We start from the raw sequence: 13796 nt of genomic DNA, 5'->3' as shown, positions 1-13796 counted from the left end.
ACCAGGCTGTTGTAAATACTGAACGCTGTTGCCATGATACGGCCACTCTTTCCGTATCTTCCCCAGGGGGACTCCAGCATTGGACGTCGGTGTACGACTGCAATCCATTCGCAAACTCAAGGGCCTTTCCCAGCGTGAGCTCGCCAAGCGCGCGGGCGTCACCAACAGCACCATCTCGATGATCGAGAAGAACAGCGTGAGCCCCTCGATCAGCTCGTTGAAGAAGGTGCTGGCAGGCATTCCCATGTCCCTGGTGGAGTTCTTCTCCCTGGAGATGGAGCAGGACAACCACACCCAGGTGGTCTACCGGGCCGGGGAGCTGATCGACATCTCCGACGGCGCGGTGACCATGAAACTGGTCGGCAAGGCCCACCCGAGCCGGGCCATCTCCTTTCTCGACGAGACCTATCCGGTCGGCGCCGACACCGGCGACGAGATGTACGCCCACGAGGGCGAGGAAGCCGGGATGCTGGTCGCGGGCCGTCTGGAGCTGACCGTGGGCAGCGAGGTGTTCATCCTCGAGCCGGGCGACAGCTACTACTTCGAGAGCAGCAGACCCCATCGGTTCCGCAACCCCTTCGACGCGCCGGCGCGGCTGATCAGCGCCACCACCCCCGCGAATTTCTGAGGCCCAGGCCAATAACCCTGCGACAATCTGGGTTGTTTCGGCCCGGCGGGCTTCCCGTTATACTGTCGCCCGCTCGCGAAACCGTGGCCGCGGGCGTGACTAGCCACGATGAGGGTGTATCCGTGAACCTAATTAGCAAGATGCTGGTGGCCCCGGCCGCCGTATTGGCCCTGTGGGCAGTGACTGCGCAGGCCGCGACCAACGACGAGATCGCCGCGCGCCTCAAGCCGGTCGGCGAAGTCTGCGTGATGGGCGAGGAATGCAAGGGCGTCGAGGCGGTCGCGGCTAGCGCCGGCGGCGGTGCCCGCACTGCCGACGACATCGTCGCCAAGCACTGCGGCGCCTGCCACAGCGCCGGCGTGCTGGGCGCGCCGAAGATCGGCGACACCGCCGCCTGGCAGGCCCGTGCCGGCAACGGTATGGACGGCCTGCTGGCCAACGCCATCGCCGGCCTCAACGCCATGCCGCCGAAAGGCACCTGTGGCGACTGCTCGGACGACGAGCTGCGCGGCGCCATCGAGAAGATGTCCGGCCTGTAAGCCGACGCTGCCGTGCCGAAAAGCCGCCCTCGGGCGGCTTTTTGCATTCTCCCGCCCGGCGTTGCAGCAAAACTGCCCGGCGCGCAGTCAAACCTGACAGTGCCAGGGAGGTCGTCGGGAGGAGCCAGATGCCGGAGCCGTGTTCCATCGAGCAGGCCGTCGAGCGCGTGCTGGGTACCATCGAGGGCCCCATCCGCCTGGGGCTACCCCTGGGCCTGGGCAAGCCGAACCGCTGGGTCAATGCCCTGTACGCGCGCATCAAGCAGCTGCCGGAGCGCCAGCTGACCATCTACACCGCGCTGTGCCTGGGCCGCCCACGGGCCGGCCAGGAGTTGCAGCGACGCTTTCTCGAGCCCTTCGTCGCGCGGGTCTACGGCGACTATCCCGAGCTGGATTTCCTCGCCGACCTGCATGCCGGCCGCCTGCCGGCCAACGTGCGCATCGAGCAGTTCTTCCTCGAGCCGGGCAGCCTGCTGGACAGCCCGGCCGCGCAGCAGGACTACAACAGCTGCAACTACAGCCAGGTCGCCCGCGACCTCGATGCCAAGGGGGTCAACCTGATCGCCCAGCTGGTCGCCCGGGACCCGCAACGCCCGCGGCACTTCAGCCTGAGCTGCAACCCGGACATCAGCCTCGACCTGCTGCCCCTGCTGGCCAAGCGTCGCGCGGCCGGCGACAGCATCCTGTGCCTGGCCCAGGTGCACGATGAGCTGCCGTACATGACCGGGCCGGCGGAAGTCCCCCGCGACTGTTTCGACCTGGTGCTGCGGGAGCCCGAGTGCGGCCCGCTGTTTTCCATGCCGAACCTGCCGGTGACCCTGCAGGACCAGTGCATCGGTCTGCATGCCAGCAGCCTGGTGCGTGACGGCGGCACCCTGCAGATCGGCATCGGCGCCCTGGGCGATGCGCTGACCGCCGCGCTGCTGGCGCGCCACACCGACAATGCGGCCTACCGCGCCGGACTGGAGGCGCTGCAAGGCGGCCTGTGGGACGCGCAGATCGCCGCCATCGGTGGCCAGGGCCCCTTCGCCGAGGGCCTGTACGGCTGCAGCGAGATGTTCGTCAACGGCCTGCTGGCCCTGGCCGAGGCCGGGGTGCTGCGCCGCCGGGTCTACCCGGAGCTGCGTCTGCAGCAACTGGCCGCCGCCGGCGCGTTGGACGCCGAGGGCCGGCCACGCAGCGTGCAGGCGCTGCTCGATGCCGGGCTGCCGGCGCGCCTGGACGCCGCCGCTCTGACCTGGCTGCAGGCCAGCGGCCTGCTGGACGCCGCGCCGCAGCTGCGCGGCGAACGCCTGCAGCTGAGCGATGGCCGCGAGCTGGCGGCCGACTTGGCCGACCCCTACACCCAGACCGCCCTGCGCCCGCACCTGGGCCCGGCGCGGGGTGGGGTGCTGCTGCACGGCGGCTTCTTCCTCGGTCCCGCGGATTTCTACCAGCGCCTGCGCGACCTGGATGCCGAGCGGCGCGGGCGCTTCGCCATGACCGGCATCGGTTTCGTCAACCAGCTGTATGGCGAGGAGGCGCTCAAGCGCCTGCAGCGCCGCGATGCGCGCTTCGTCAACAGCGTCTTCGCCATGACCCTGCTCGGCGCCGGGGTGGCCGACCAGCTGGAGGACGGGCGAGTGCTCAGCGGGGTCGGCGGCCAGCACGACTTCGTCGTCCAGGCCCAGGCCCTGGAGGGCGCGCGCTCGATCCTGCTGCTGCGCAGTTGGCGCGAGTCGGCCGGGCGCCTGAGCTCCAACATCCTCTGGAGCTATGGCCACGTCACCATCCCACGCCACCTGCGCGACATCGTGGTGAGCGAGTACGGCATCGCCGACCTGCGCGGCAAGACCGACGCCGAGGTGATCGAGGCGCTGCTCGCCATCAGCGACTCGCGCTTCCAGCCCGAACTGATCGAGCAGGCGCAGCGGGCCGGCAAGCTGCCGCGGGATTTTCGCCTCGATCCGCGTTTCGCCCACAACACGCCGGCGCGCCTGCAGGCCGTGCAGACAGGCTATCCGGAGTTGTTCGTCGAGTATCCGCTGGGCAGCGACTTCTGCCGCGAGGAGCGCGATCTGCTAAGGGCGCTGAACTGGCTGAAGGGCAAGTTCAAGCTCAGCGAGGCGCTGGAGCTGGGCAAGGCCGCCCTGGAGGCGCCGCCGGCGGACGATTTCGCCCGCCACCTGGCGCGCATGGGCCTGGCCGAACCGGACGGCTGGCGCGAGGAGCTGTATCAGCGCCTGCTGCTGGCCGGCCTGCACGCGACTATTCCAGAAAGCTGACCGTGCCGCCGGCCAGGGAGCCGATGCGCGCCAGGGACTCGACCCGGTAGCCGCGGGCGTCGAGGTCGACGCGGCCGCTCTGGAAGGACTTCTCGATCACCACGCCGACCCCGGCGATGCTCGCCCCGGCCTGGCCGATCAGGTCGATCAGCGCCCGGGCCGCATGGCCGTTGGCGAGGAAGTCGTCGATCAGCAGCACATGGTCGGCGGCGCCCAGGTGCTTGGCCGAGATGGCGATGGTGCTCTCGGTCTGCTTGGTGAAGGAGAACACCTTGGAGGTCAGCAGGTCGTCCTTGAGCGTCAGGGACTGGTACTTGCGGGCGAAGATCACCGGCACGCCCAGTTCCAGGCCGGCCATCACCGCCGGGGCGATGCCGGAGGCCTCGATGGTGACGATCTTGCTGATGCCCTGACCGGCGAAGCGCCGGGCGAACTCGTGGCCGATCTGCTGCATCAGCCGCGGGTCGATCTGGTGGTTGAGGAAGGCATCGACCTTGAGTACCTGGTCCGACAGCACGATGCCCTCTTCACGAATCTTCTGCTTCAGTGCTTCCACGCGGTGTCCCTCTCGGTTCTTCGTCTGATCCCCGGTCTGTGCCGGAGTGCTCGATTGTGCCGCCGCCTCAGGCCTTTTTCAGCAGGGCGCGCATGTTGGCCAGCGCCGAGTTGCCGGTGGCGGCCTTGACCTCGGCGGGGGCGTCTTCCTGGCCTTCCCAGACCAGGTCTTCCGGCGGCAGTTCGTCGAGGAAGCGGCTCGGCGAGCACTCGACGATCTCGCCGTACTGCTTGCGCTTGGCGGCGAAGGTCAGGGTCAGGTTGCGCTTGGCCCGGGTGATGCCGACATAGGCCAGGCGCCGCTCTTCCTCGACGGTGTCGGCCTCGATGCTGGAGCGGTGCGGGAGGATGTCCTCCTCCACGCCGAGGATGTACACCGAGGGGTATTCCAGGCCCTTGGAGGCATGCAGGGTCATCATCTGCACGCCCTCGGCGCCTTCCTCCTCCTCCTGTTGGCGCTCGAGCATGTCGCGCAGCACCAGCTTGCCGATGGCGTCCTCGATGGTCATGTCGCCGTCCTCGTCGCGCTCCAGGGTGTTCTTCAACGCCTCGACGAGGAACCAGACGTTGCCCATGCGCGCCTCGGCGACCTTGTCGCTGGAGGCGTTCTGGCGCAGCCAGTTCTCGTAGTCGATGTCCATCACCATGCTGCGGATCGCGGCGATCGGGTCGTTCTGCGCGCACTGCTGGCGCACCCCGTCCAGCCAGCGGGTGAAGCGCGCCAGGCGCTCGGTAAAGCGGCTGTCGAGGTGTTCGCCGAGGCCGATTTCGCCGGCGGCGGCATACATGCTGATCTTGCGCTCGGTGGCGTAGTTGCCGAGCTTCTCCAGGGTGGTGGAGCCGATCTCCCGGCGCGGCACGTTGATCACCCGCAGGAAGGCGTTGTCGTCGTCCGGGTTGACCAGCAGGCGGAAGTAGCTCATCAGGTCCTTCACCTCCTGGCGGGCGAAGAAGCTGGTGCCGCCGGACAGGCGATAGGGGATCTGGTGGTGCTGCAGCTTCAGCTCCATCAGCTTGGCCTGGTAGTTGCCGCGGTAGAGGATGGCGAAGTCGCTGTAGGGCCGCTGGGTGCGCAGGTGCTCGGTGAGGATCTCCAGGGCCACCCGCTCGCACTCGGCGTCCTCGTTGCGGCAGCGGATCACGCGGATCTCGTCGCCCATGCCCATCTCGCTCCACAACTGCTTCTCGAAGGCGTGGGGGTTGTTGGCGATGAGGATGTTGGCGCATTTCAGGATGCGGCTGGTGGAGCGGTAGTTCTGCTCCAACATCACCACCTTCAGCGAGGGGTAGTCCTCCTTCAGCAGCATCAGGTTTTCCGGGCGGGCGCCGCGCCAGGCATAGATCGACTGGTCGTCGTCGCCGACCACGGTGAACTGGTTGCGCGTGCCGACCAGCAGCTTGACCAGCAGGTACTGGCTGGCGTTGGTGTCCTGGTATTCGTCGACCAGCAGGTAGCGGATGCGGTTCTGCCACTTCTCGAGGATGTCGGCGTGTTCCTGGAACAGCTTCACCGGCAGCAGGATCAGGTCGTCGAAGTCCACCGCGTTGTAGGCCTTGAGCGTGCGCTGGTAGTGCAGGTAGACGATGGCCGCGGTCTGCTCCTTGGGGCCCCGCGCCTCGGCCAGGGCCTGGTCGGGGAGGATCAGGTCGTTCTTCCAGGCGCCGATGTAGTTCTTGATCTCGTCGGCGCCGTCGTCGCCGGCATATTCCTTCTGCATGATGTCCGACAGCAGGGCCTTGATATCGCCCTCGTCGAAGATCGAGAAACCCGGCTTGTAGCCCAGGCGGGCGTACTCCTTGCGGATGATGTTCATCCCCAGGTTGTGGAAGGTCGACACCGTCAGGCCGCGCGCCTCGGCGCCCTTGAGCAGACTGCCGACCCGTTCCTTCATCTCGCGGGCGGCCTTGTTGGTGAAGGTCATGGCGACGATATGACGGGCCTGGATGCCGCAGTTCTGCACCAGGTGGGCGATCTTGCGCGTGATCACGCTGGTCTTGCCGGAGCCGGCGCCGGCGAGCACCAGAAGCGGGCCGCCGACGTAGTTCACGGCTTCCTGTTGCCGGGGGTTCAGTCGGGACATGGGAGCGAGTCGGGGTCGGGGAAAAAGGCCGCAAATTCTATCAGCAATGCACCCGCGGGCGCAGGCGCGGCGGCAGGCAGCTGGTCGCTTGGGCGAATAATCGAGTAGATTTTGATGCTTTATTAGATAGGTACAGCTATAAGTTAAAGTAACTTCTTAGGTTGTGTGCAGGGGAGGTTCCGTGTCCGGCCAAAGCGATTTCTGTCGACTGCTGGTCCTGGCGACGGAACGCCATTGGGTGAAGGTGCTCGACGCCTTGCTGGCCGAGCAGGAGGAGCCCGTCTGGCTGTGGGTCGCCAGCAGCTGGCAGGACGCCCGGCAACGCTACCCGAATTGCTCGCCCGACTTCGTCTTCAGCACTCCGCAGTGTCGGCCGGAGGGCGATCAATGTCCACTGTTGCCGATCCTGCTGCTCGAACACGCGCCACTGGAGGCACCGCCCGGTGTCCAGGACTGGCTGGCCCGTGACAGTCTCAACGCCGAGGTGCTGCGCCGCTGCCTGGAGTACAGCCGACAGCGGCAGTCCTGGCAAACTTTGATCGAGCGCGATTCGCTCACCGGGGTGGCCAATCGCCAGGCCTTCCAGGGCCAGCTGCACAGGCGCCTGCAGCACAACCGCGGTCGCGGGTTGTTGCTCGGCTATCTGGATCTGGACAACTTCAAGCACGCCAACGACAGCCTCGGCCAACGCGCCGGGGATCAGTTGATCCAGCAGGTGGTCCAACGCCTCGAAGGCGTGCTCACTCCCCAGGACTGTCTGGCCCGCCTGGGCGGTGATGAATTCGCCCTGTTGCTGGATGTCAGCCAGTCCAGTGCCCGGGTCGAACCCACGGCCCAGGCCTTGATGCAGGCCCTGGCCGAACCCTACTGGGTCCAGGGCGAGAGCCTGACCCTGGGCTGCAGCCTGGGGCTGGCCTACGGCCGCGCCGGCGAGGATGCCGATCGGCTGCTGCTGCATGCCCGTACGGCCATGCAGCAGGCCAAGCATCAGGACGGTTGCAGCTATCAGCTGTACGACGAGCGCATCTCCAGCCAGGCGCGCCGCCTGGCCGACGTCGAGTCGGAGCTGCGCCGGGCGCTGCGCCGCGACGAGCTGGAGCTGCATTACCAGCCGCGCCAGGATCTGGTCGGTGGCGCGATAGTGGGGGTGGAGGCGCTGATCCGCTGGCGTCACCCTCAGCGCGGCCTGCTCTATCCCCAGGACTTCATCCCGCTGGCCGAGCAGAGCGGGCTGATCGTGCCGCTCGGCTACTGGGTGGTGGATCGCGCCCTGCGCGACCTGCGCTGGCTGGCCGAGCGCGACCTGCTGCTGAACCTGGCGATCAACCTGTCCTTCAGCCAGTTTCAGGACAGCCAGCTGCTGCCCACGGTCCGCCGGCTGATCGAGAACTGCGGGGTGGAGGGGCGCTGGCTGGAGTTCGAACTGACGGAAACGGCGATGATGCGCCGCAGCGACTACGTGCTCGACACCATGAGCAGCCTCGGCGAGCTGGGCGTGCGCTTCTCCCTGGACGACTTCGGCACCGGCTTCTCGTCCTTCGTGCACCTGGCCAGCCTGCCGATTTCCCTGCTGAAGCTGGACCGCAGTTTCGTCTCGGGCATGGCGGTGCGTCCGGATCAGTCCAGGCTGGTCGGGGCGATGATCGGCCTGGCGCGCAACCTGGGCCTGGAGGTGGTCGCCGAAGGGGTGGAGAGCGAAGCCGAGCTGACGCTGCTGCAGCAATTCGGCTGCGACCAGGGCCAGGGCTACCTGATCAGCAAGGCATTGCCGCTGCCCGAGTTGCAGCGTTTCCTGCAGGGCCAGCCGCAGCGCCAGGAGCCCCTGCTGAGCCTGTCCCTGGGCTGAGTGCTGGCGGCGTTCGCTCCCCGGCCGAAGGTCGAGTCCTGTCCCGGACATGATCTCGCTCACAGCTTCCCCTCATGCCGCTGGTCGGAAATCTCGGCGTTGATTAGTGTGTCGCGCGTTCCAAATCCCCCGCGCGCGCTTGCGCCCGGGCGGCACGGATGGAACGGCGTGCCCGGTCGGCGCGCCCGCGGGCGGCAGCGCCGCCGGTCTTCATGTCCAGCCAAGGAAGTCGAGTGGCCGCCTCAGCCGAACCCCTGCGTTTATTCCTGCTGACCGAGTCGGTGCAATGGGGCGAGCGGCTGCGCGCGCAATTGCGCGTCCTCGGCGGCGCTCAGAACCTGATCACCGTACCCTCCTGGGCGGCGGCCAGCACGCTGTTCGAGGAGGTCTCCCCGGCTCTGTTGCTGTGCTCCCCGGAGCAGCTGTCGGCAGGGGCCGGCTGCAGCCTGCCGGTGGTGCTGTTGCTCGAGCAGGAGCCGGGGCCCGGGCAGTTGCCCGCCGGCATCAGCGACTGGCTGGTCGCCGATGCCTTCGGCGCGGACGCCTTGCGCCGCTGCCTGCGCTATGCCGGCGAGCGCCGCGGGTGGCAGGCTGCCCTGCAACGCCTGGCCGAGCAGGATGCGCTGACCGGGGTGGCCAACCGCCAGGGCTTTCAGACCCTGCTGGCGGCGCGCCTGGACGAGGCAGGGGGCGCAGGCCTGACTCTGGGGCATCTGGATCTGGACAACTTCCGTAGCGTCAACGAGGCCCTCGGCCATCGGGCCGGGGACCGTCTGATCCTGCAGGCGGTGGCGCGCTTGAAGGCACAGCTGCAGGCCGGCGATCACCTGGCGCGGCTGGGCAGCGACGAGTTCGCCCTGTTGCTGGACAGCCGCGGCGGTATGCAACGCATCGAACGCCTGGCCGAGCGTCTCAGCGAAACCCTGGCCGAGCCCTACTGGGTCGAGGGCGAGAGCCTGCTGCTCGGCTGCAGCCTGGGACTGGCCCAGGGCCACGCCGGCAGTAGCGCCGATGAGCTGATGTGGCACGCGCATATCGCCATGCAGCAGGCCAAGAGCCAGCAGGGCTGCACCTATCACCTCTACGACGAGCGCAGCCACCGCGGCGCGCGCAGCCAGGCCGAGCGCGAGGGCGAGCTGCGCCGGGCCCTGCGCCGCGACGAACTGGAGCTGCATTACCAGCCGCGGCTGTGTCTGCGCAGTGGGCGCATCGTCGGCCTGGAGGCCCTGGTGCGCTGGCGCCATGCCGAGCGGGGCCTGCTGGCGCCCGGCGAGTTCGTGCCCCTGGCCGAGGAGAGCGGGCTGATCGTGCCGCTCGGCTACTGGGTGATCGCCCGTGCCCTGCGCGACATGCAGTGGTTGCGTGGGCGCGGCCTGCCGGCCCTGCACATGGCGGTCAACCTGTCGTTCCGCCAGTTCCAGGACGGCCAGCTGCTGGCCACCCTGCAGCGGCTGATCGAGGAGCGCGGCGTCGAGGCCCAGTGGCTTGAGTTCGAGCTGACCGAGACCGCGGTGATGCGCCGCAGCGATTACGTGCTCGACACCATGAGCCGCCTCGGCGAGCTGGGCGTGCGCTTCTCCCTGGACGACTTCGGTACCGGCTTCTCCTCCTTCGTCCACCTCAACAACCTGCCGATCACCCTGCTGAAGATCGACCGCAGCTTCGTCGCCGGCATGACCGGGCGTGCGGAGAATCGCCAGCTGGTGCGGGCGATGATCAACCTGGCGCACAACCTCGACCTGGAGGTGGTGGCCGAAGGCGTGGAGACGCCGGAGCAGCAGGCGCTGCTGCGCCAATTCGGCTGCGACCAGGTGCAGGGTTACCTGATCAGCAAGGCGCTGCCGCTGAACGAGCTGGTGCGTTTCCTGGTGTTCGGCCAGCGTCAGGTGTTGCTCGGCAAGCCGATCGCCTAGGCGCCTGCTAGCTCGGTAGCGCCCCTTGCGGCACCGGCCGCAGCAGGCGCGCGGTCTTCCATTCGAAGCCCAGGCTCAGGCCGACGGCGGCGCAGGCCAGGCCGCCGGCCAGTCCCCACCACACCCCTGCCGCGCCCCAGCCCAGGACGAAGGCCAGGGTCCAGGCCAGGGGCGCACCGACCGCCCAGTAGCAAGCCAGGCCGACCAGGAAGGTGGTCTTGGCGTCCTTGAGGCCGCGGATGGCGCCCATGGCGATGGTCTGGATGCCGTCGAACAGCTCGAACCAGGCGGCGATCGCCAGCAGGGCGACCGCCAGGCTGACCACCTCGCGGTAGCCCGGGGCCTGGGTGTCGAGGAACAGCCCGACCACCCAGTGCGGCGCCAGCCAGAACAACGCGGCGAAGGCGAACATGCAGGTCGCGCCCAGGGCGATGCCCAGGCGCCCGGCGCGGCGCGCCTCGAGCAGGCGGCCGCCGCCGTAGTGCAGGCCGATGCGGAAGGTGATGGCGTAGGAGATGCCCACCGGCACCATGAAGGCCACGTACACCGACTGGATGGCGATCTGGTGCGCAGCCAGTTGGTTGCTGCCCAGCGCGCCCATGCACAGGGCGGCGAAGGCGAACAGTCCGGACTCCACTGCGTAGGTGCCGCCGATCGGCAGGCCCAGGCGCAACAGCTCCTGCAGCTCGCGCCACTGCGGGCGCAGCAGGCCGCGCAACAGCGGATAGGCCGCCGCGCCCGGCCCGCGCAGCAGTTGCCAGGCCAGCAGCAGCGCCATGGCGTTCATCACCAGGGCGGTGACCAGGCCGATGCCGGCCAGGCCCAAGGGCGGCAGGCCGAACCAGCCCTCGATCAGGGCATAGTTGAGGACGAAGTTGGCCAGGGCGCCGCCGATGCTGATGGCCATCACCGGGCCGGGGTTGCCGATGGCGCTGGTGAAGCCGCGCAGGGCCATGAAGCTCAGGTAGCCGGGCAGGGCGAACACCAGGGTGGACAGGAACTGCATGGCGCCGGCCACGCTCTGCGGCGCCTGGCCGAAATACCGCAGCAGCGGTCCCAGGTTCCACAGCAGCAGGCCGGCGCCCAGGGCCAAGGCCCAACCCAGCCACAGGCCGTTCTGGGTCAGGTGGATGACCCCGGCCCTGTCATCGGCCCCATGACGGATGGCCACCAGGTTGCCGACCGCGGCGATCACTCCGACGCAGAAGATCGACACGAAGGAATAACTGGCCGCACCCAGGCCACCGCCGGCCAGGGCCGCAGGGCCGAGCAGGCCCATCATCACCGTGTCGGTGAAGACCATCAGCACATGGGCCAGCTGGGCGGCGATCAGCGGGCCGGCCAGGCGCAGGATGGCCAGGAGTTCGCTGCGAAGGGCTTGCTTCATCATGAGTCAGGCTCAGTGTTAGGCTTGCGGGAATTCCCGGCATGGGATGGATGCCAGCCATTCTGCTGGGCCAGGCCGATACGGCACAAAGGGATAAATACGATGCCTTGGATGACTAATACTCATGGTTCGGGACGATGAATAGGCGTCTGCCACCGCTCTATGCGCTGCGCGCCTTCGAGGCCGCGGCCCGGCATAGCTCCTTCACCCGCGCCGCCGAGGAGCTGGCCATCACCCAGAGCGCGGTCAGCCGGCATATCCGCACCCTGGAGGAGCACTTCGCCTGCCGCCTGTTCGAGCGGCGCGGGCGCAACCTGCAGCTGACCGAGTCGGCGCGCCTGCTGCTGCCGGGGCTGCGCGACGGCTTCGATGCCCTGGAGCGGGCCTGCACCGCGCTGCGGGTGGACGACGCCATCCTGCGCCTGAAGGCGCCCTCGACCCTGACCATGCGCTGGTTGCTGGCGCGCTTGTCGCGCTTCCGCCTGCAGCACAGCGACATCGAGGTGCAGCTGACCAGCGCCTGGATGGACGTGGACCGGGTGGACTTCCTGCACGAACCCTTCGACTGCGCCGTGCTGCTCGGCAGCGGCGGTTTTCCCGAGGAGTGGGACAGCGCCCTGCTGTTCGCCGAGTGGTTGATCCCGGTGTGCGCGCCCGAGCTGGCTCGCGCCGGGGCCTGGGACCTGGCGCGCCTGCAGGACGCGGAGTTGCTGCACCCGACCCCGGATCGCCGCGACTGGCGCCAGTGGCTGCAGGCCATGGGCCTGGGCGAGCAGGTGCCGCTCAAGGGCGGCCAGGTGTTCGACACCCTGGAGCTGGGCATGGTCGCCGCGGCGCGCGGCTATGGCGTGTCCATCGGCGACCTGGTGATGGTCGCCGAGGACGTCGAGCAGGGCCGTCTCGGTCTGCCCTGGCCCTGCGCCGTGCCCAGCGGCTGCAGCTACTACCTGGTCTGGCCCAGGGCCCGACGCGGCCAGGAGCGCTTCCGCCTGCTGCGCGACTTCCTCCTCGCCGAGGTGGCGGCGATGCGCCTGCCGGACGTGGAGCGGCGTGGTTGAGGGCAGGTCTGGCGCGGATCGGCGATCAGCCCTGCGGCTCGCCGCGGTACTGCAGCGCCTCGGCCAGATGGCCGCGGGCGATGGTCTCGGCCTGCTCCAGGTCGGCCAGGGTGCGCGCCACCTTGAGTATCCGGTGGGCCGCGCGCAGGGACAGACCGAGGCGTTCGCAGGCGTTCTCCAGCCAGCGCTGATCCTCGGCCTGCAGGGCGCAGTGCCGGCGCAGCCCGGGCAGGTCGAGGAAGGCATTGGCCACGCCCTGGCGGCCCAGCTGCAGCTGGCGGGCCCGGGCCACCCGGGCGGCGCCGCTCGCCGTGTCAGCGCCCGGCGCGCTGGCCGGCGGGTGCAGCACGGTGTTCTCGCGGGCCACGCTCAGGTGCAGGTCGATGCGGTCGAGCAGCGGGCCGGAGAGCTTGCCGCGGTAGCGGGCGATCTGCTCCGGGGTGCAGCGGCAGCGGCCGCTGGGGTCGCCGAGGTAGCCGCAGGGGCAGGGGTTCATCGCCGCCACCAGCTGGAAGCGCGCCGGGAAGCGCACCTTGTCGCGGGCCCGGGCGATGACGATCTGCCCGCTCTCCAGGGGCTCGCGCAGCACTTCCAGCACCTTGCGGTCGAACTCGGGGAGCTCGTCCAAGAATAAGACGCCCTGATGCGCCAGGGTGATCTCCCCGGGTTGCGGGCGGCTGCCGCCGCCGACCAGGGCCGGCCCCGAGGCGCTGTGATGAGGCGTGCGGAACGGCCGCTGGGGCCAGGCGTCCAGCGGCGCCTGGCTGGCCACCGAATGGATCGCAGCGACCTCCAGGGCTTCCTGTTCGTCCAGCGGCGGCAGCAGGCCGGGCAGGCGGCTGGCCAGCAGGGTCTTGCCGGTGCCCGGTGGGCCGCTGAACAGCAGGTTGTGGCAACCGGCCGCGGCCACCAGCAGCGCGCGCTTGGCCGCGAACTGGCCCTGTACCTCGGCCAGGTCCGGGTAGGGCTGCACCCGCCGCAGCAGGCCCTGGGCCTGGTAGGGGGCGAGCGGCGCCTGGCCGTTGAGGTGGGCCGCCAGCTCCAGCAGGTGCTCGACGGCAAGCACCTCGAGTCCCGAGGCCAGGCTGGCTTCCTCGGCATTGGCCATGGGCACCACCAGGCTGCGGCCGGCGGCACGGGCCGCCAGGGCGGCCGGCAACACGCCCTGCACCGGGCGCACCGCGCCGGACAGGGCCAGCTCGCCGAGGCATTCGAGCCGCTCCAGCGCGCTGGCGGGGACCTGGCCGCTGGCGGCGAGAATCCCCAGGGCGATGGCCAGGTCGAAGCGCCCGCCGTCCTTGGGCAGATCGGCCGGGGCCAGGTTGAGGGTGATGCGCCGGGGCGGGAACTCGAAGGCCGAGTTGAGGATGGCGCTGCGCACCCGATCCTTGCTCTCCTTCACAGCCGTCTCCGGCAGGCCGACCAGGGCCAGGGACGGCAGGCCGTTGGCCAGGTGCGCCTCGACCGTGACCGCGGGGGCCTCGACGCCGACTTGGGCGCGGCTGTGGACTAGGGCCAGGGACAT

At 69.1% G+C, this 13796-nt stretch carries 10 protein-coding genes; 6 read left to right on the top strand and 4 right to left on the bottom strand.

Going from position 1 to position 13796, the window contains the following annotated elements:
- Positions 1-79: 79 nt before the first annotated feature.
- From ACSX1C_RS14645 to ACSX1C_RS14635, 3 genes are all read left to right on the top strand, one after another.
- The gene (locus tag ACSX1C_RS14645; protein ID WP_439886737.1) at positions 80-628 is read left to right on the top strand and encodes a cupin domain-containing protein; all 549 of its coding nucleotides are present in this window, start codon (positions 80-82) and stop codon (positions 626-628) included.
- Positions 629-750: 122 nt separating this feature from the next.
- A complete protein-coding gene (locus tag ACSX1C_RS14640; RefSeq protein ID WP_439886736.1) occupies positions 751-1167 on the top strand; it encodes a c-type cytochrome in 417 nt (138 codons plus the stop codon).
- A gap of 128 nt (positions 1168-1295) precedes the next feature.
- Positions 1296-3431: an acetyl-CoA hydrolase/transferase C-terminal domain-containing protein gene (locus ACSX1C_RS14635; protein ID WP_439886735.1), complete on the top strand. Its 2136-nt coding sequence runs from the start codon at positions 1296-1298 to the stop codon at positions 3429-3431.
- Here the strand turns inward: ACSX1C_RS14635 and ACSX1C_RS14630 are convergent.
- Positions 3415-3987, bottom strand: a complete 573-nt coding sequence (locus ACSX1C_RS14630) for a xanthine phosphoribosyltransferase (protein WP_318644519.1) — start codon at positions 3985-3987, stop codon at positions 3415-3417. The two genes, ACSX1C_RS14635 and ACSX1C_RS14630, sit on opposite strands and share 17 nt — an antisense overlap.
- Positions 3988-4054: 67 nt before the next feature.
- Positions 4055-6067 (bottom strand): DNA helicase Rep, encoded by a 2013-nt coding sequence (gene rep / locus ACSX1C_RS14625; protein ID WP_439886734.1) that lies wholly within the window; start codon positions 6065-6067, stop codon positions 4055-4057.
- Positions 6068-6248: 181 nt separating this feature from the next.
- Here rep and ACSX1C_RS14620 point away from each other — a divergent pair, with 181 nt between their 5' ends.
- Positions 6249-7913 (top strand): putative bifunctional diguanylate cyclase/phosphodiesterase, encoded by a 1665-nt coding sequence (locus tag ACSX1C_RS14620; RefSeq protein ID WP_439886733.1) that lies wholly within the window; start codon positions 6249-6251, stop codon positions 7911-7913.
- Positions 7914-8146: 233 nt separating this feature from the next.
- Positions 8147-9826: a putative bifunctional diguanylate cyclase/phosphodiesterase gene (locus ACSX1C_RS14615; RefSeq protein WP_439886732.1), complete on the top strand. Its 1680-nt coding sequence runs from the start codon at positions 8147-8149 to the stop codon at positions 9824-9826.
- A gap of 7 nt (positions 9827-9833) precedes the next feature.
- On the opposite strand, the gene ACSX1C_RS14610 is transcribed toward ACSX1C_RS14615, so the two are convergent.
- The gene (locus ACSX1C_RS14610; RefSeq protein WP_439886731.1) at positions 9834-11213 is read right to left on the bottom strand and encodes a NorM family multidrug efflux MATE transporter; all 1380 of its coding nucleotides are present in this window, start codon (positions 11211-11213) and stop codon (positions 9834-9836) included.
- Positions 11214-11350: 137 nt separating this feature from the next.
- On the opposite strand from ACSX1C_RS14610, the gene ACSX1C_RS14605 reads away from it, so the two are divergent.
- Complete coding sequence (locus ACSX1C_RS14605) at positions 11351-12271, top strand: LysR substrate-binding domain-containing protein (RefSeq protein WP_439886730.1); 921 nt, start codon at positions 11351-11353, stop codon at positions 12269-12271.
- A gap of 25 nt (positions 12272-12296) precedes the next feature.
- Here the strand turns inward: ACSX1C_RS14605 and ACSX1C_RS14600 are convergent, their stop codons facing one another.
- Complete coding sequence (locus ACSX1C_RS14600) at positions 12297-13796, bottom strand: YifB family Mg chelatase-like AAA ATPase (protein WP_439886729.1); 1500 nt, start codon at positions 13794-13796, stop codon at positions 12297-12299.

The sequence above is a fragment of the Pseudomonas sp. MBLB4123 genome (genome assembly GCF_051904775.1).
GTDB classification, from domain to species: Bacteria; Pseudomonadota; Gammaproteobacteria; order Pseudomonadales; family Pseudomonadaceae; genus Aquipseudomonas; species Aquipseudomonas benzenivorans_B.
The sequence above is the reverse complement of the archived record's forward strand: the minus strand, read 5'-3'. Positions and strand labels throughout refer to the sequence as shown.

Coding starts and splice junctions, on each gene's coding strand:
- ACSX1C_RS14605 (WP_439886730.1), top strand. CDS start 11,351: ATGAATAGGCGTCTGCCACCGCTCTATGCGCTGCGCGCCTTCGAGGCC.
- rep (WP_439886734.1), bottom strand. CDS start 6,067: ATGTCCCGACTGAACCCCCGGCAACAGGAAGCCGTGAACTACGTCGGC.
- ACSX1C_RS14600 (WP_439886729.1), bottom strand. CDS start 13,796: ATGTCCCTGGCCCTAGTCCACAGCCGCGCCCAAGTCGGCGTCGAGGCC.
- ACSX1C_RS14635 (WP_439886735.1), top strand. CDS start 1,296: ATGCCGGAGCCGTGTTCCATCGAGCAGGCCGTCGAGCGCGTGCTGGGT.
- ACSX1C_RS14610 (WP_439886731.1), bottom strand. CDS start 11,213: ATGAAGCAAGCCCTTCGCAGCGAACTCCTGGCCATCCTGCGCCTGGCC.